Source organism: Peribacillus sp. V2I11 (genome assembly GCF_030817135.1).
GTDB classification, from domain to species: domain Bacteria; phylum Bacillota; class Bacilli; order Bacillales; family DSM-1321; genus Peribacillus; species Peribacillus simplex.
Window position 1 is genome coordinate 2,457,388 of sequence record NZ_JAUSYW010000001.1, and the last position, 17,581, is coordinate 2,474,968.

Annotated in this window: 21 protein-coding genes and 1 pseudogene; 19 read left to right on the forward strand and 3 right to left on the reverse strand. The window is 43.4% G+C overall.

What is annotated here, in order from left to right; genetic code table 11:
- Positions 1-2 precede the first annotated feature (2 nt).
- From QFZ73_RS11845 to QFZ73_RS11925, 17 genes and pseudogenes are all read left to right on the forward strand, one after another.
- On the forward strand, positions 3-1,475 hold the full coding sequence (locus tag QFZ73_RS11845; protein ID WP_307266196.1) for a heme ABC transporter ATP-binding protein: 1,473 nt from the start codon (positions 3-5) through the stop codon (positions 1,473-1,475).
- Positions 1,472-2,437, forward strand: coding sequence for an adenosylcobinamide-phosphate synthase CbiB (gene cbiB, locus QFZ73_RS11850; protein WP_307266200.1), 966 nt, complete (start codon positions 1,472-1,474; stop codon positions 2,435-2,437). Before QFZ73_RS11845 ends, cbiB begins: the two co-directional genes overlap by 4 nt.
- Positions 2,412-3,485: a threonine-phosphate decarboxylase CobD gene (gene cobD / locus QFZ73_RS11855; RefSeq protein WP_307266204.1), complete on the forward strand. Its 1,074-nt coding sequence runs from the start codon at positions 2,412-2,414 to the stop codon at positions 3,483-3,485. Before cbiB ends, cobD begins: the two co-directional genes overlap by 26 nt.
- Positions 3,458-4,033 (forward strand): bifunctional adenosylcobinamide kinase/adenosylcobinamide-phosphate guanylyltransferase, encoded by a 576-nt coding sequence (locus tag QFZ73_RS11860; protein WP_251427108.1) that lies wholly within the window; start codon positions 3,458-3,460, stop codon positions 4,031-4,033. The genes cobD and QFZ73_RS11860 overlap by 28 nt, the downstream gene beginning before the upstream one ends.
- Positions 4,030-4,827: an adenosylcobinamide-GDP ribazoletransferase gene (gene cobS / locus QFZ73_RS11865; protein WP_251427105.1), complete on the forward strand. Its 798-nt coding sequence runs from the start codon at positions 4,030-4,032 to the stop codon at positions 4,825-4,827. Before QFZ73_RS11860 ends, cobS begins: the two co-directional genes overlap by 4 nt.
- Positions 4,779-5,396 (forward strand): histidine phosphatase family protein, encoded by a 618-nt coding sequence (locus tag QFZ73_RS11870; protein ID WP_307266209.1) that lies wholly within the window; start codon positions 4,779-4,781, stop codon positions 5,394-5,396. The genes cobS and QFZ73_RS11870 overlap by 49 nt, the downstream gene beginning before the upstream one ends.
- 5 nt (positions 5,397-5,401) lie before the next feature.
- Positions 5,402-5,776: a bifunctional adenosylcobinamide kinase/adenosylcobinamide-phosphate guanylyltransferase gene (locus QFZ73_RS11875; RefSeq protein WP_307266213.1), complete on the forward strand. Its 375-nt coding sequence runs from the start codon at positions 5,402-5,404 to the stop codon at positions 5,774-5,776.
- Positions 5,777-5,790: 14 nt separating this feature from the next.
- Positions 5,791-6,375: a cob(I)yrinic acid a,c-diamide adenosyltransferase gene (locus QFZ73_RS11880; protein WP_251427094.1), complete on the forward strand. Its 585-nt coding sequence runs from the start codon at positions 5,791-5,793 to the stop codon at positions 6,373-6,375.
- Positions 6,376-6,377: 2 nt separating this feature from the next.
- Entirely contained in the window at positions 6,378-6,872 is a 495-nt protein-coding gene (locus QFZ73_RS11885; RefSeq protein WP_307266218.1) for an ECF transporter S component, read from the forward strand.
- Complete coding sequence (locus tag QFZ73_RS11890; protein WP_251427088.1) at positions 6,869-7,570, forward strand: ATP-binding protein; 702 nt, start codon at positions 6,869-6,871, stop codon at positions 7,568-7,570. Before QFZ73_RS11885 ends, QFZ73_RS11890 begins: the two co-directional genes overlap by 4 nt.
- A 339-nt stretch (positions 7,571-7,909) precedes the next feature.
- Positions 7,910-8,284 (forward strand): annotated as a pseudogene (locus QFZ73_RS11895) (GntT/GntP/DsdX family permease).
- A gap of 120 nt (positions 8,285-8,404) precedes the next feature.
- Complete coding sequence (locus tag QFZ73_RS11900) at positions 8,405-8,635, forward strand: GntT/GntP/DsdX family permease (protein ID WP_373458928.1); 231 nt, start codon at positions 8,405-8,407, stop codon at positions 8,633-8,635.
- A gap of 22 nt (positions 8,636-8,657) precedes the next feature.
- Positions 8,658-10,202, forward strand: coding sequence for a gluconokinase (gene gntK, locus QFZ73_RS11905; protein ID WP_307266225.1), 1,545 nt, complete (start codon positions 8,658-8,660; stop codon positions 10,200-10,202).
- 97 nt (positions 10,203-10,299) lie between these two features.
- Complete coding sequence (ybaK, locus tag QFZ73_RS11910; RefSeq protein WP_307266228.1) at positions 10,300-10,776, forward strand: Cys-tRNA(Pro) deacylase; 477 nt, start codon at positions 10,300-10,302, stop codon at positions 10,774-10,776.
- A gap of 89 nt (positions 10,777-10,865) precedes the next feature.
- A complete protein-coding gene (locus tag QFZ73_RS11915; RefSeq protein ID WP_307266231.1) occupies positions 10,866-11,984 on the forward strand; it encodes a PRK06851 family protein in 1,119 nt (372 codons plus the stop codon).
- A 153-nt stretch (positions 11,985-12,137) separates the two neighbouring features.
- Entirely contained in the window at positions 12,138-13,004 is an 867-nt protein-coding gene (locus QFZ73_RS11920; RefSeq protein ID WP_251427077.1) for a Cof-type HAD-IIB family hydrolase, read from the forward strand.
- Between the two features lie 27 nt (positions 13,005-13,031).
- On the forward strand, positions 13,032-14,120 hold the full coding sequence (locus tag QFZ73_RS11925; RefSeq protein ID WP_307266238.1) for a PQQ-dependent sugar dehydrogenase: 1,089 nt from the start codon (positions 13,032-13,034) through the stop codon (positions 14,118-14,120).
- Positions 14,121-14,224: 104 nt separating this feature from the next.
- Here QFZ73_RS11925 and QFZ73_RS11930 read toward each other — a convergent pair whose 3' ends face one another.
- The gene (locus QFZ73_RS11930; RefSeq protein WP_307266241.1) at positions 14,225-14,449 is read right to left on the reverse strand and encodes a hypothetical protein; all 225 of its coding nucleotides are present in this window, start codon (positions 14,447-14,449) and stop codon (positions 14,225-14,227) included.
- Between the two features lie 176 nt (positions 14,450-14,625).
- On the opposite strand from QFZ73_RS11930, the gene QFZ73_RS11935 reads away from it, so the two are divergent.
- Entirely contained in the window at positions 14,626-15,045 is a 420-nt protein-coding gene (locus QFZ73_RS11935; RefSeq protein WP_307266244.1) for a MarR family winged helix-turn-helix transcriptional regulator, read from the forward strand.
- An 18-nt stretch (positions 15,046-15,063) separates the two neighbouring features.
- Positions 15,064-16,269: an MFS transporter gene (locus tag QFZ73_RS11940; protein WP_307266247.1), complete on the forward strand. Its 1,206-nt coding sequence runs from the start codon at positions 15,064-15,066 to the stop codon at positions 16,267-16,269.
- A gap of 149 nt (positions 16,270-16,418) precedes the next feature.
- On the opposite strand, the gene bshB2 is transcribed toward QFZ73_RS11940, so the two are convergent.
- Positions 16,419-17,084, reverse strand: a complete 666-nt coding sequence (gene bshB2 / locus QFZ73_RS11945; protein WP_214744304.1) for a bacillithiol biosynthesis deacetylase BshB2 — start codon at positions 17,082-17,084, stop codon at positions 16,419-16,421.
- Positions 17,085-17,172: 88 nt separating this feature from the next.
- On the reverse strand, positions 17,173-17,520 hold the full coding sequence (locus QFZ73_RS11950; RefSeq protein WP_251427065.1) for a YojF family protein: 348 nt from the start codon (positions 17,518-17,520) through the stop codon (positions 17,173-17,175).
- Between the last annotated feature and the right edge of the window lie 61 nt (positions 17,521-17,581).

A 17,581-nucleotide genomic window follows, 5' to 3' on the forward strand; every position in this document is an offset into this window, starting at 1 on the left:
GGATGCTTGAAGTTAAAGGGTTAACAGGTGGGTATGACAACAAAGCTGTTTTGGACTCTGTCTCTTTTGATGTACATAAAGGGGAATTATTCGGGATTCTTGGTCCTAATGGCAGCGGAAAAACGACGCTTTTAAATATGCTTAGCGGGGTACTCGATTATAAGGGCGGAAGCATACGGATAAGAGGTAAGGATTTGAAGGATTATTCGTCTAAACAACTTGCACAGGTCATTGCTGTGCTCCCTCAACATTCCTCATTAGCTTTCTCCTATTCAGTAAAAGAGACGGTATCACTTGGGCGATATGCCCATCAATCAGGTTGGTTCCATAGTTGGTCCGCAGAAGATGAAACGATTGTCCAACGGGTTATGGAACAAACGGGAGTAGCTGATTTTCAGGATCTTCATTTTGAACGATTATCAGGAGGGGAGAGACAGCGGGTCCTGCTGGCACAGGCACTTGCCCAAGAGCCGGAAATCCTTTTTTTGGATGAACCTACGAACCACTTGGATCTTTCCTATCAAAAAGACCTTCTTGATCTAATGAGGAAAATGGCAGAAGAGCAGAAGTTGACCGTTATTTCAATTTTTCATGATTTGAATTTGGCTGGATTATATTGTGATCGGCTTATGTTGCTTGAAAAAGGGGAGATTCAGGTTGTTGATGTGCCGAATGAAGTGCTCCAACAGGATCGGATTCAGGGTGTCTATCATACGACGATCGAAAAATATCCACATCCCGCCCTTCCGAAACCGCAGATGTTCATCGTTCCGGAAAAGCATGGCCATGACACTATCCCATTGGAAATTGATGAATCTTATCTGACAGTTGGATCCGAGATGATTCAATTGGATTCTCCGATCCCGCTTAGAACGATGTCTTCTGGAGTGACTGGTTCGGGGACGGGCTGGCATAAATATTTTGTGAATAGGCACGTCCATCATGGCTATGATTGCGAGGATCATCATGTTGAAATGGCCGGCTATTTAAAAAAACATGGTTTTGAACCTCAGGAAACGGTAGGGATGATGACAGCTGTCTTTCTCGATACGGTTGCCTTCAAACTATTAAGAGCTGAAGATTTCTCTGTTTTTATTATCGTGACTGCTGGAGTAGGGAATGCCATCGATGCTTCTTTAGCTGACCGGCATTCTTGGAGTTCCGCTCCAGGAACGATAAATACATGGATATTCGTAAATGGGCATTTGGCAGAAGAGGCATTCATCCACAGCATAGTTACTGCGACCGAGGCAAAAGTAAAAGCGCTTCATGATCTGCATGTCTTGGATAAGGTGACAAATACATGTGCAACAGGAACATCGACAGACAGCATTTTGATTGCGGCAACTCAAAGAGGGGCAAAGCTTCAATATGCAGGCACCATCACTCCGTTAGGGAAGCTGATCAGCCGAGGTGTATATGATTGTACGGTGGAAGCATTAAAGAATAATCGGAAACGGATTGAGGATTTATGATTTACCATCATCTTTTAGCAGTTACGCTGGCGTTTTTCCTTGATCTATTAATTGGTGACCCGCCAAATTGGCCGCATCCAGTCAAATGGATAGGAACGATGATAAGCAAGTTGGATCTGGCATTCAATAGAGGAACATATAAGAAACGGAATGGACTTTTCATGTTGATCATCGTCTTATTGGTGGTGTTATTGATTACTGGTCTTACCGTCTATTTAGCTTATCGAATCCATCCGCTTTCAGGTATCCTTTGGGAAGCTGTTGTCATTTCTACCACGATTGCTCAGAAGGGCTTGAAGCAAGCTGGGATGGACGTTTGCCTTCCGTTGAGTGAAAGGGATTTTCCTGAAGCGAGGCTAAAGCTTTCCTATATCGTGGGTCGCGATACTGCTGATCTTGACGAATCCGAAATAGTCAGGGGCACCGTGGAAACCGTAGCGGAAAATACCAGTGATGGGATTACAGCCCCATTGTTTTGGGCAGCCATTGGCGGTGCGCCGCTCGCGATGGTATACAGGGCGATTAATACCTGCGATTCCATGGTAGGGTACAAAAATGATAAATATGGGCAATTCGGCTGGGCTTCAGCCAAGCTCGATGATATCGTCAACTGGATTCCCAGCCGCCTCACCGGGTTCCTGATGTTGCTGAGCTCGAAATCCGGCTATCATGGATTTGGTGCCAGATGGAAGATATTATTCAATGACGCAAAAAAACATCCAAGCCCGAATAGCGGGTGGTGCGAAGCAGGCGTTGCTGCCATTTTGGGTATACAGCTTGGAGGCCGGAATATGTACAAAGGAATTGTTTCCGACCGTGCGAGGATGGGAGTTCCACTTGTTCGATTGGAAGCAAAACATATACCACAAACGATTACCATCATGCATCGGTCATCTTTTCTATTTCTACTGATGCTATGGCTAGGGGGACTTATTCTTGACATTACCTTCTCATGGCTCTAATCCTCATTATCTTTACGAAGCACTGGAAATCAAAATGCCTGAATCGGTTCTCGACTTCAGTGCCAACATCAACCCATTGGGTCCGCCTTTACGCATAAAGGAACAGTGGTCTGGGTTTTTCGAAGGAATCCTTCAATACCCAGATCCGCATGCCATTGAACTGACAAAATCAATTGCAAAAAAAGAAGCTCTTCCTGAGCAATCCGTTTTGATGGGGAACGGTGGTGCTGAAATAATCATGTTGGTAGCGAACGGATTAGCCAATCAAAGGGTGCTAATCATTCAGCCGGCATTTGCGGAATATGCTGAAGCTTGTTTGGCAGCAGGATGTAAGGTCGATTTTCACCAGCTTGATGCTCCTGAGTGGCAATTGGACTTGGATCGATTGATTCCCCGATTACCCGAATATGATGCAATTTTCTTATGTACGCCTAATAATCCGACGGGTGTTTCTTTTAAGCGGGATGCAGTTAGGGAATTGATCATGGAATGCCAAAAAGCGAATTGCCTGGTTGTCCTGGATGAGGCTTTTTATGATTTTACGGAAGATGCCTTTAGTTATGCTTCTTTAATCAATGTATTTCCACATATACTCATTCTAAGATCAATGACCAAAATCTTTGCAATTCCGGGTTTGAGACTAGGCTATTTGCTTGCGGCACCTGACATCATAAAACGGGTAAGAAATTATAAACCGCATTGGAGCGTCAACCATGTGGCACTTGAAGTAGGGAAAATCTGTCTTGCAGAAGAAGCCTATATGAAAAAAACAAGAGACTACATTGCATTGCAAAAGCAAAAACTATTCCGGTTTTATGAGGAGCAAGGCTTGAATGTCTCCGATAGCACAGTTAATTTTTATTTGGTTAAAGATGAATCCTTATCCCTTTTCCCCTTTTTGCTGAAAAAAGGAATTGTACCGCGCCATACCCATAATTTCCCTGGTCTGGATGGACGATGGCTTCGGTTTGCAGTGAAGAGTGAACATGATAACGAAGCGCTGATGGAGGGGGTAAGACAGTGGAGAAAGCAAGGCTCTGTTTTATAACCGGGGGTGTCCGTTCCGGAAAAAGCAGCTTCGCAGAAAGAAAAGCCCTGGAGTATGCACTCCAAATGGATGGGAACTTGCATTACCTCGCCTGTGGCCGTGTAAGTGATGCTGAAATGGGTGAACGCATCCTTAGGCACCGGAAAGATAGAGAAATCAGCCCGATTGCTTGGAAAACTTCCGAATACGCAACGGATATTACAAGAATAGGGGAGGATATTGATCAGGATTCTATAATTCTGCTCGATTGTCTGACAACCCTGCTTGATAACGAACTATTTGGCCCTGGTATTCCGCTTGAAGAAGAATTTTTAGATAGCATTTTTTCAAAAATAATAACCGGGATCAATGAGATAAGAAAACAATCCAGCTGTTTAATAGTCGTGAGCAATGAATTGGTGCAGGAACCGATTTTCCAGGATGATTTCCTCCATATATACGGAAAAACACTGGGCCGGCTTCATCAAACGATCGTCGGGCAGGCGGATGAAGCCTATCTTGTAGAAGCGGGAATTCCATTGCGGAAGAAAGGGTGCATGCAGGAATGAGCGGAGTGATCGGATTTTTAATTAACCTGCAGTTCTTTACGGTTTTTCCAATAAAGAAGCAGCTTCCGATGGAGAAGAAATATATTCACCGTGCCATTCAAACCTTTCCATTAGTAGGTCTTTTGCTAGGCTTGATATTGGGCGGTGTTTTGTATGCACTAGTGGAATGGACCCCCTTGTCATCGCTTGCGATTGCCTTTTTCCTTTGGTTTTTGACGATGGCATTAACGGGAGGTTTGCATCTTGATGGCTGGATTGATGCAAGTGATGCTTTTTTTTCCTATCAGGATAAAGAGCGGCGATTGGAAATCATGAAGGATTCCAGGACAGGTGCATTCGGTGTCATCTCCGTCATAGTCCTTTTGGCCGCCCGTTTCATATTTATCTATGAAATTGTCGAAAGGGTAAATGAATGGACATACTTCTTGATCATTGCCCTTCCACTCTTAAGCAAATGTGTGATGGGTTATTTACTCATCCGGATGCCGCTGGCTAAAAAAGAGGGGCTCGGTGCTTTTTTTCAAAGTGCAGTAATGAAAAGCAGTTTGCCCATTTATTGGCTGTACCTCCTTGTAAGTCTGGTGTTTGCCTGGATCATCGATTTTAGGCTTGTCACCTTATTTTTCATCATGTGTCTGGCTGCGATGTTTTTCGTGGTTTATATAAAACGTAAAATCGTCAGTTGGTTCGGTGGGATAACGGGGGATGTACTGGGGGCATCCGTGGAAGGGGTTGAGCTTTGGTTATGGCTGATATTGTGGCTATTACACTACTTCGCCATGGGCGGACAGTAGCAAATGAGCGAAAGGCCTATTTAGGCTGGACGGATTCTCCATTAAGTATCGAAGGAGAAAAGGAAATACTGGACTTGAGGGGCTCTTACCCAAAGTATGAAAAAATTCACAGCAGTGATTTGCCCCGCTGTGTGGAAACTGCAAAACTGCTGTTTCCAAATGAAGTTCCGGTCAAAAACTCTTTGTTCCGTGAGATGAACTTCGGCAGTTGGGAAGGGCGGACGTATCATGAGTTGAAGACAGATGGAGATTATCTTAATTGGCTGGAACATCCCATGGAGGCACTGGTGCCTGGGGGTGAAAGCTATCCGGCATTTTCCGAGCGTGTTAATAATGGCTGGAACCAATTGATTGCCTGTAAGGAGAACCGATTTGCCCTAATGACGCATGGAGGGGTAATTCGTGATTTATTGGTCCGCTATGCCCCGAAGGAAAAGAATTTTTTTGATTGGGGGATTTCCCATGGCAGGGGATATGAACTTATATGGGAAGACCGGAACAGCTTAAGGAGGGGAGAACGCTGCACTTTGTTACAGGAGGCGCCTATAATGGGAAAACTAAATGGGTAAAGCAATTGTATGGTTTGGAAAATGATGTCCTTTGGCTATCCGGTTATCTAAAAGAACAGCCGGAATTGATTGATTTTCAAGGCAAGACTGTTGTATTGCAAGGGTTGGATGCATGGATTCAACAAGATGCAGAAAAGATGGATTCAGATTCGATTCGAAAAAGATGGAAGGAAATCATGGCTGATTGGCGAATATGGGAGAAAGAAAGGGATGGACACAACTGCATTGTGATCGGTTCTGATATTTCCAAGGGCATTGTCCCGATGGAAGCAAGAGACCGCAGATGGCGCGATGCCTGCGGATGGGTCTTTCAAGATGTAGCATCCATATCAAGGCGCGTTGATATCATCTGGTATGGAATTAACCAGCGAATAAAGTAGAGGGGGTAATTGGGATGAAAATTTATACACGTACAGGGGATAAGGGACAAACAAGCGTAATCGGAGGTCGGCTTGACAAGGATGACATCCGTGTTGAATCTTATGGAACGGTGGATGAAGTGAATAGCTATATCGGTCTTGCGGTGACAGAATTGGATCCTGCGATATTTACGGATGTACTGGCCGATCTAGAGAAAATCCAGCATGAGTTGTTTGACTGCGGCGGTGATTTGGCAACCGTTTCCGAGAAGGCCCCACAAAAGCTGATGGATGAGGCCATTACCTATTTGGAAGAACGGATAGATGCCTTCATACTTGAAGCGCCGGAACTGGAAAAATTCATCCTGCCTGGCGGCTCAAAAGCGGCTGCAACCATTCACATTGCCCGTACCGTTACAAGAAGGGCAGAACGATTGGTCGTTTCATTGATCAAGTCGGGTGCGGCCGTTTCACCATTATCACTTCAATATTTAAATCGTTTGTCGGATTACTTCTTTGCTGTTGCACGTGTGATCAATTTCCGTCTTGGTGTGAAAGATGTTGAATATATCCGTAGCGCAAATGTGTTCCGTGGAGGGAAAAGAAAGGAAAAAGAGTAAACATGGACGTAAGAAAAATTAGTGCAATTGCCATATTCATTGCCTTATCGGCAGTAGGGGCAATGATTAAAATCCCTTCCCCGATCGGGAGTATCGCTTTGGATAGTTTTCCGGCCCTTTTGGCGGCCATTATATTTGGCCCGGTATCGGGGGCTATTGTAGCTGGGCTTGGTCATATCATTTCGGCACTCATCGGCGGCATGCCACTTGGGCCATTCCACTTTTTGATCATGGTCGAAATGGCGGTCCTCGCATGGATGTTTGGCATTATATATATACATGGGAAAAAAGTAGGCGCATTTTTTCTCTTCTTTATCGGTAATGCCTTCATTTTAGCCCTGCCTTTCGTATTTCTGGTCAGCCCTGGTTTTTACATGTTTCTGGTCCCGGGATTAACGGTGGCGACGGCGGTAAATGTAGTATTGGCAGCTCTTTTACTGCCACGCTTGGAGCCTGTTTTGAAAAAAATGATTTTTAAAGATGGACTCGTAGAATGAGTGATTCATTGATTTTACCATTTTCCGAATCAGATTCATTGATTGTTTCAAGTGATAATAGCGGCGGAATCGGCCTGAAGGAAAAGGATCTTGTCCATGTCCCTTATGAGGTTGTTGGATATTATTCCTTTCGGGTTGCGGTCATGGAATGTTTGGGCGTTGGCGGAAGTCCAGTATCCGTCGTTCTAAATAATTTCTGCGGTGATGAAGCTTGGGAGGACTTGACCAGGGGTGTCAGGAAGGGGCTGAAAGAATTGGGAATGGAGGACCTTCCCATTACTGGCAGCACAGAAAGTAACATGCCGCTTCTTCAATCAGCAATTGGTCTTATGGTGATTGGTAAACGAGTGAATGAATGCGTTAAAAAGCAGCATCCTTTACGGAAAATCGCTCTGATCGGCAGACCGCTCGTTGGAGAAGAAGTAATGGAACAGCAAGATTGGGTCGCGCCATTATCTTTATATAAAAGCCTATGTGAAATGGAAGGCGTTCAGGCACTTCCAGTGGGCTCAAAAGGGATAGCATATGAATGGGAGCATCTGGATCAAAGTGGTGAAGGTGTTTCTGTGCATATAAGTAATAAAGTCGATATTGAAAAATCATCAGGACCATCCACTTGCTTCCTCATTGCTTATCCTGAACAATTAGAGGAAGAAATCAAGCACCGATCCGGTCCTCTTTTTATTGGTCATGACTGAATCAGGTATCGAGTTTAGTTCAAAATGAACTGGTTCGATGCTTTTTTCATTGAGATCTTACCTTTATGGATGCCTTATCCTGATGTAGAGTGAATTATTGAATACCCCTTTCAATGTATTGTTATGTTATTACTGTAAAATATTATTCTGAGTTAGTTTATATAGATAGATAGATTAAAGAGATTCCAAAGGTTGGGATGATATAGAGACAAACAATCATAACGGTCCATGAATCTTTTTAATCAACATCACAAGGAGTTGCAGCAGTAGTCTAATTTATTTGGATTGAGCCATACCGATAGTTTGTTGGTTTATGCGCTTGTTTCCGTCATTTTCTTGATGGATATCAAAGCCAAAGCAAAATGGCACCCATTTATTGCGTTACTTCTTGCTTCCGTCATTTTAGGGATTATCGCAGGTATGGATAATCAGGATGTTGCAGATGCTGTTCAGATAGGGGTAGGTAATACTCTTGGTTAAATAGCACTCATTGTCGGTTTAGGTACCATGCTTGGAAAGATGATGGCAGAGTCGGGCGGTGCAGACAGGATTGCGAATACCCTATTGGATAAGTTCGGTGAAAAGAAAGTCCATTGGGCGATGATGTTGATTGTTGCCTTCATGGTAGGGAAGTCCCCTATTCTTCGAAGTTGGCTCGTTTTACTATTCCAATCGTTTATACGATTGCAAAAAGAACGGGTTTATTCTTTTTGAAAATCGGGATTCCCATGTTAGCTGATTATCGACTGTACATGGTTTAATGCCTCCACATCCAGCAGGGATGATTGCGTTCAGGAATTCGGTGCAAATGTCGTATGACAACTGCAGTAGGTATTGTGCTGCAAGATCATCTCTTCTGTACCAGGTGTTAATATTGAATTGCCGGTCCTTGCAATCGGTTCAGGTTCATTAATTCTATCACACGTGAATGATGCAGGATTTTGGATGATCAAAGAGTTCTTTAATTTAACAGTCGCACAAACGTTAAAGTCTTGGACGGTCATGGAAACGATTATATCACTCGTTTCACTTATCCTAATCTTACTATTGAATTCAATTGTTTAAGAGAAAGGAGATTGATTTAAATATGGGACATTCAGGTTATATGATGGGGATTGATATTGGTACGACGAGTACGAAGGTTGTTCTTTTTTCAAAAGGGGGGGAGGTTGTCCAATCTTGTTCGAAAGGATATCCTCTTCACAGTCCAACTCCTTCCGTAGCGGAACAAAATCCCGAAGAAATTTATAAAGCGGTCATCATTGCAATAGCCGAGGTTATGATTGCAAGCGGAATAGAAAAGCAAGAACTGGGCTTCATATCGTTCAGTTCGGCGATGCATAGCTTGATCGCCATGGGTAAGGACGGCAACCCGCTGACGAATAGCATTACATGGGCGGATAATCGAAGTGTTGCCTATGCGGAGAAATTGAAGGCTTCGGAACAGGGGAGGCAATTGTATCACAGGACGGGAACACCCATTCACCCAATGTCCCCAATCACGAAAGTAATGTGGTTAAGAAATGAGCATCCCGGTATTTTTAACGAAACGGACAAATTTATAGGAATTAAAGAATACATCATCTATAAGTTTTTCAATGAGTATGTGATGGATTATTCGCTCGCTTCTGCAACGGGCATGTTCAACTTGAATGACCTGAAGTGGGATGAAAAGGCACTCACCATTGCTGGAATTGGGGCTGACAAGCTGCCGACGCTTGTCCCTACAACGCATATCCTTTCAGGCTTAAGTGAGGAATTAGCTGCAAAAATGAACATTCATGCTGGTACCCCGTTTGTGATTGGAGCGAGTGATGGTGTGCTTGCCAACTTAGGGCAAAACGCAATCAAGCCAGGCGTTCTGGCAGTGACAATCGGAACGAGCGGTGCGGTAAGAACCGTCAGTGACCGGCCGCTTACCGATCCCAAAGGCAGGACATTCTGCTATGCCCTTACTGAGAATCATTGGATAATCGGCGGACCGGTCAACAATGGGGGAATCACCTTCCGATGGGCACGCGATCAATTAGGCCGCGTGGAAATCGAAAAAGCGAAGGCTTCAGGACAGGACTCCTATGAGATTCTGACGGATATGGCTTCTAATATTGCACCTGGTTCTGATGGGTTGATATTCCACCCGTATATGGCTGGGGAACGGGCCCCATTATGGAGTGCCGATGCAAGGGGCTCCTTCTTCGGACTGGCGCTTCATCATACTCGTGACCATATGGTCCGGGCAGTGCTGGAGGGTGTGATGTATAACTTGTACAGTGTCCTTCTTGCTGTAAAGGAGTTGACGGGTGCTCCCGAGAAGATCCATGCAAGCGGCGGATTTGTCCGCTCAAAGCTCTGGCGCCAAATCATGGCTGATATATTCAATCAAAACGTGACAATTCCTGAAAGCTTTGAGAGTTCGAGCTTAGGTGCAGCCGTTCTTGGATTATACGCTTTAGGCGAAATTGAAAGCCTTGATGAGGTTGAGGGTATGGTTGGTGAAACGAATGAACTTGTCCCGATCGAAGAGAACGTTAAAGTGTATGAAGAATTAATGTCGATTTATTTATCCGTGAGCAGGCAATTGGAAGGCGACTACAAGAGAATCGCTGATTTCCAAAGACGTCATTTAGAATGATTTTTAGGGAAAGCACAGATGCATAAGCACTGTGCTTTTCTTTTTGCCTAGTATTTAAAATGGTAAAATGGTAGAAAACGATAAGGGGAATTTTCTTATGGGAGCCAGTAAAACGAATGCAATGCGAATTCTTGATAACAAAAGTATAGAGTATGGCATGATGAGTTATGATGCACACGATGGAAAAATCGACGGGATCACTGTTGCGGACAAGATTGGAAAAGCGCCAGAAACCGTTTTTAAAACGCTTGTTACCCATAGCGGACCACAGCAGCTTCATGTATTTGTCATTCCTGTAGCAACTGAACTGGATCTGAAAAAAGCAGCGAAGGCCGCAGGTGCAAAAAAAATTGAAATGCTTGCGGTTAAAGACCTGCAAAAATACACAGGGTACATTCGGGGAGGCTGTTCCCCTATCGGAATGAAAAGGCAATACCCGACCTTTATCGATGAAAGTGCAACAAACCTGCCTGAAATCATCGTAAGTGGAGGGAAAATCGGTACACAGATCGTTTTAAAACCGTCAGAATTCCTGGAGGTCACACAAGCGGAATCTGTAGCCCTAATAAAATAAACCGTTTACCTTTAGGTATTCACCTATTGGGTCTTTTCTTCATACGCTGTCTTGAAGATCACATCTTTATTGTGAGGGAGAGTGTGGAAGTGACAGGAAGAGTGATGAATTATTTCGCTGGAGGCAATACGGCTAAAGGGTTTTATAGTTTATATGATTCCAATTTAACAGGTCTGGAAAGACTATTCATATTAAAAGGCGGACCCGGTTCCGGTAAATCGACCATTATGAAAAAAATCGGCCAAGAATGGCTGGATAAAGACTATGACATCGAGTATTTACATTGTTCATCCGATAATGATTCCATTGATGGAGTAATCATACCGGCTTTGAAAATCGGAATCGTGGATGGGACCGCGCCGCATGTGATTGAGCCGAAGGCGCCAGGGGCCATTGAGGAATATGTCAATCTAGGGGCTGCCTGGAATTCCCAGCAACTGGCTTCTGAGAGAGCTGCCATCATAAGATTGACGAATGCGAGAAGCAAGAGTTTCGAGAAGGCATATGCCCTATTCGCTGAAGCATTGAGGATACATGATGAATGGGAAGACATTTATAAGGCAAATATTGATTTCGCTAAATTGAATGGGTTGACCAATAAATTGATAGAAGGTTTTTATAGAGATATCGTCCTTAATAAGAAGTCGGATGTTCGTCACCGATTCTTAGGTGCAGCTACACCAAAGGGGGCAGTTGATTTCATCCCCAATATTACTGAGGGATTACAAAAACGGTACTTTTTGAAGGGACGTCCAGGTTCTGGGAAATCAACGATGCTGAAGAAGATTGCAAAGGCTGCGGAGCAAAGAGGCTTTGATGTGGAAGTATATCATTGTGGTTTCGATCCGCATAGCTTGGACATGGTAATCGTCCGGGAGGCAGGGTTCGCCATTTTTGACAGCACATCACCGCATGAATATTTCCCGAGTTGTGGAGGGGATGAAATCATTGATATATATAAAACGGCCATCCTGCCAGGAACAGATGAAATATATGCCGATCAGTTAAAGGATGTTTCAACCAGGTACCGGACGAAAATGAATGAAGCGACAGCAAATCTGGCTAAGGCAAAAGAGCTGCATGACGAACTCGAAAAGATTTATGTAGAAGCAATGGACTTTACAGCCATCGATGACATTCACAGAGACATCCACGAACAGATTATTGAACGGGCACAAGATGTCGATAGTAAAACGATTCTACATTGAAAAAGCAAACTGCACCTATCTTAATTAGGTGCAGTTTATTTATATACATAATAGGATTTTTTAATGACCGATATATATGGGTTTGTTAAACGTGTTTATCCACGCTCTTTCGGTTAAAATAGGAATTATATTGAAAAAAAGGGGCCGGTTGAATTGATTAAGACGATTGCGATTGATATGGACGGAACATTGCTAAACAAAATGCAAAAGGTCAGTGAGGAAAATAAACATGCAATCCAGAGGGCGCAAAGTGAGGGAGTGGAAGTGATCATTGCTACTGGAAGATCTTATTCGGAAGCAAGGTTCGCCTTAGATGAAGCAGGCATCGTTTGCCCTGTCATCTGTGTAAATGGTGCTGCCCTCTTTACGGAGGAAGGAAAGATTGCCGCTTCCAATCCAATGTCAGCTGCCACTGCTAAAATGGTAGCTGGATTCCTCGAAGAACAAGGGATTTATTTTGAAATATATACGAGTCAGGGAATTTTTTCTAAAGACTATGAAAACGCAATATCTGTTTTGGTTGATGTATTCGTTACAGCCAATCCGGACATTGACCCTGAGAGCATGCGGAAATATGCGGAGGAGCGTTTACGGCTTGGACAGGTAACTTCCATTTCCGATTATTCTGAGTTATTCAGCCGTTCGAATGAGGAATATTATAAAATTCTCAGCTTCTCAAAGGATTTGACTTTATTGAATCAAATTGCTTCGAAATTGCAAGGACAGGGAGTTACAGTCACTTCATCGGGACGTGAAAATGTGGAAATCATGAGTGAAACAGCTCAAAAAGGAACGGCACTTGAAACATATGTGAATGGAAAATCCGGCTCGATGCAGGAAACGATGGCTATTGGGGATAATTATAATGATGTATCCATGTTTGAACGGGTAGGTTTGTCAGTCGCAATGGGAAATGCCCCGCTCGAAATTAAAAAACTGTGTGATGAAGTAACAGGCAAGAATGATGAATCCGGTGTAGCGGAGGCCATTTTAAAGGTACTTAAACAGTCAGCCTATTAAACTCATGAATCGAAGGGGGAAAGGCTTTTGAAAAGATCTCTCGTGTTTTTCCTTATGGCTACATTGGTTTTAACTGGTTGTAACATGAATGATGACGACAGCAAAACCCAGCCGAATCCTGACAAAGAAGTGACGGGCACTTTAGGGGAAGATCCGGATGTGCTGGTAACGAACCTTCAGGCCCCATGGTCGATTCAGAAGAATGGGGCCACAATGTATGTGTCAGAGCGGACCGGAACCATCGTTGAATGGGACAAGGATAAGATGACACGGCAAAAGGTCAACCTTAAAAAGACATTGTCAGCTAAAGCGGAGGCTGGGTTGCTTGGATTTTTGCTAGCTCCCGATTTCTCTAAGAGCGGGCAAGCTTTCGCCTATTACACCTATGAAGAAGGCGGGGATTCCATCAATCGAATCGTCATTTTAGAAAAAAATGATGAGAAATGGCAGGAGATGGAGACCTTAATCGACGGAATACCAAGCGGGGACTACCACCATGGCGGCAGGATCAAGATTGGACCGGATGATAAGCTATACGCAACAACAGGTGATGCAAGAAAGCCTGAGATCGCACAGGACATAGATTCTTTAGGCGGGAAGATTCTGCGCATGAACCTGGATGGCACCATTCCGAAAGATAATCCTTTCGGGAATTCGTACGTCTATTCATACGGTCACCGCAATCCACAAGGTCTGGCCTGGGATGAAGCAGGACAGTTGTATGAAAGTGAGCACGGAGATTCGGCTCACGATGAATTAAATAAAATCAATCCAGGTAAGAACTACGGCTGGCCAGAGGTAGAGGGCGATGAGCAAAAACCTGATATGGTAAAGCCATTGATTCATTCCGGTGAAAATACATGGGCTCCTTCTGGCATGGCCTATTTTGACGGAAAGCTCTATTTTGCAGCCTTAAGGGGTGAAGCGCTTAAGAGTTATGATGTAAAGAGCGGAAAACTGACTAATATCATTACGGGCTCAGGAAGGATACGTGATATATTCGTTGATGAAGAATTCCTTTATTTCATAAGCAATAATACGGACGGCCGAGGAAATCCTGATGAAAAAGATGATAAACTTTATCGTTTGCCACTTTCTCGGTTAAATATGCCCTGAGGTTATTAAGGAGAAGTTCGGAAATGTGGTATTTGTGTGGTTCAAAATAGTTTTCGAATGAAATCATTCCGCAACGCAAAGATCAAATATCGGAAGCCTCGTTTTTAATAGCGGGGTTTCCCTTTTGTATATGGCCTCGAAGTATCGACCACAAAGAGCATGGCATGGCCCCGATTTGCCCCATACCATTTGGTCAAACTCACGAGTATTTGCTCCAAATTCACGAGTAAAAGCATGAAATTCACGAGTATTTGCTCTAAACTCACGAGTAAAAACGTGAAATTCACGAGTAACGCCCAAATTTTCACGAGTATTTGCTCCAAATACACAGTATTTCCTCCCCACTCCCAAGTAAAATCCCGAATCTCCTGAAAAGGGTATTTTTTTTGTCTCGGGAGCAATGGAGAAGCTGAGGAAACAGAGTGAATACGATCATTTTCGGCTAGACATTTCTAATGAATAGGTGTATAGTTACCTAGGTAACTACTTTACAGGAGGAATACCTTTGTCCTTTCAAAATGGTTTTTTTCATCATAACTTACAATTTTCAAGGTCATTTACCAAAAAGTTAAATGAACAATTGGCCAAGGTTGATCTTTTTCATTCCCAATGGTCGATTGTATATTATCTGTATCAGTTTGGCTGTTCTACGCTTGTTGAAATAAGCACTTATCTAGATGTGGAGAAACCGACGGTAACCAGGACGGTAAACCGGTTGGAAGAACTTGATTTGATTGAACAAATCCCAGGAAAAGATAGGCGGGAACGGAGAATACAGTTAACGGAGTCAGGTTTAAGGACTTATCAAGAGGCCAAAAAGGTAGTTGAAGAATTTGAACTTCAATTAATGAGCGGTTTGGCTGAAGAGGATCGAGAGGCAACGTTACGAACGTTGATTTTCTTGAAAGAAAAATTAAAACAATAGTTAGGAAGAAGGATTGAAATGAATCACAAACCGAAATTGTGGACGAAAGACTTTCTGATTGTCTCGTCTGCGAACTTTTTTTTATTTTTAACTTTCTATGTTTTGATGGTGACATTGACCATTTATACGATGGATAACTTTCATGCGTCGCAAGCACTAGCAGGACTTGCTTCAAGTATCTTTGTTCTCGGGGCTGTGCTTGTCAGACCGATTGCAGGGAAAAAAATCGACAAGATCGGCCGTAGAAAAATGTTGCTTGGCTCGTTGGTTATATTCCTGATTGCATCCATTGGCTATTTCCTGGTGGATAGTTTATCCCTCTTATTGATCGATCGGCTTATTCACGGTTTTGCTTTTGGCCTTGCCACTACGGCAACTGGAACGATTGCTGCAGATATCATTCCGAATGAAAGACGCGGGGAAGGTACAGGTTACTTTGCCATGAGTACAAACTTGGCAATGGCATTCGGTCCGTTTATTGGATTGCTGATAACACAGCATTTCAGTTATTCCATCATTTTCTATGCAGCCTCCTTATTTGCCGGATTTTCTTTAGTTGCATCATTATTCATGAATGTGCCTGAAGGGGAAAAGGGCGGAGCTTCACCACAAAAAGGATTTAAGATCAGTGATTACTTTGAAAAAAGGGCCCTGCCCATTTCCATTTTTATCGGATTTGCCGGATTTACCTATTCGAGCATCTTGTCCTATTTAACGTCTTTTGCAAAGGAAATGGATTTAATGGATGCGGCGAGCTTTTTCTTTGTCGTATTTGCTGTATTCCTTTTGGCGTCCCGTCCGTTTACAGGATCGATGTTTGATGTGAAGGGGGAAAATGCAGTTATTTACCCATCGCTCTTCCTATTTGCCGTAGGTATGGTCATCCTCAGCCAATCCCATCATGGTATCACGCTTCTGATTGCCGGTGCCTTTATCGGAGTGGGGTATGGTACGTTTCAATCAAGCTGTCAAGCGATTTCCATTAAGGAAGCTCCATCAAATCGAATGGGATTAGCCACATCCACGTTTTTTACAATGTATGACTTCGGTATTGGTGTTGGCCCATTCCTATTGGGATTCCTTATTCCATTTACAGGGTTCAAAGGGTTATTCATAGGAATGTCGATCCTTGCATTCGTTCTTATTGGCATTTATTACTTGGCACATGGAAAAAAAGCCTCGGCAAGAACGAAAATGCAGCATAAGGAACGCTTGTCTGCCTAATTTTTCGAATATGATTGTATAAAATGAAGAATTTTGGGGATGCTTATATTATGATTGATTTTCCAAAGTATCCCCCTTTTCTCCGCCTGTCATCCACAGGCGTTTTTTTTATGCCATAAACAAAGAAAACCGCCTTATTGGCGGTTTCTTTAAAATTTATAGGTCCATAATCGTTCTTTGCGGATCCAGTCTAGAAAATCAGCATCCTGATTTTCGAATTTCTCTTTCCAATCGATCACCATTGCCTGCGTTTGCGAACGGTGGGCAGTGAATGTTGCCACCTTTTTTTCTTCGACGGCAGAGATATCATGGATGATGTCAGGCTGTCCCAATTCGTCAATGCAGTTATTCGAGAAGGCGACACAATGAAGTTTAGGTCTCTCTTTCTCTTCCATTCTTTCCACGGCCCGAACCACAGCCCGTGCTGTCGCTTCATGGTCTGGATGGACACTGTATCCTGGGTAAAACGTAATGATCAATGAAGGATTCAATTCATTGATGGCATCGGTAAATAATGAAGTCAGCTTTTCATCATCTTCAAATTCAATTGTCTTATCACGCAATCCAAGCATGCGTAAATCTTGGATGCCAATCGCATTTGCTGCATCGATTAATTCCTTTTTACGAATTTTGGGGAGTGATTCCCTTGTTGCAAATGGAGGGTTTCCTAAATTACGTCCCATTTCTCCTAAAGTTAAGCATAAATAGGTGACAGGAGTGCCCGCTTCTCTATGAAGGGCAAGCGTTCCGGAGACCGAGAAGGCTTCATCATCGGGATGTGGGAATATAACTAATACATGGCGTTCTTTTTCCAAGGTATATTTCTCCTTCCGTTCTACTTACAGTGAGTATGGTTATCGGTGAATGGGAGTTTTCATCGGAAATATATCAAGCAAGTTGTCATCATTCAAAGGGAGTAGGACTGAGCTGCATGGAGACGGCAAGCTTTCCGGAAAAATCAAGGCCTGCCAATAGCAATCTCCCTTGTTCATCCATTTCGAAGTGGTTAACGCCTTCTGCATATACCCAGCCGATATTGAGCTTCAAGCCAATGCGGTAGGGTCCATCGCCAACTATCTTCCCATGTTCATACTTTATATATGCATTACGGATATAAGCACCTGCCGAAAAGAAAGCTTCATCTACATGAGTGGCATAGGCACCATTTGTCGTTTCAAGGTGAAGATATACATCTTGTCCGGCGAAAGAATCAATGGCATTTTGCACCTCTGTACGGTCTATAGGTTTCATTCTATAATTTCCTCCTTAACTGGGCGGCTAGATAAGCTTTTCCTTCTTTCTATTTTACTAA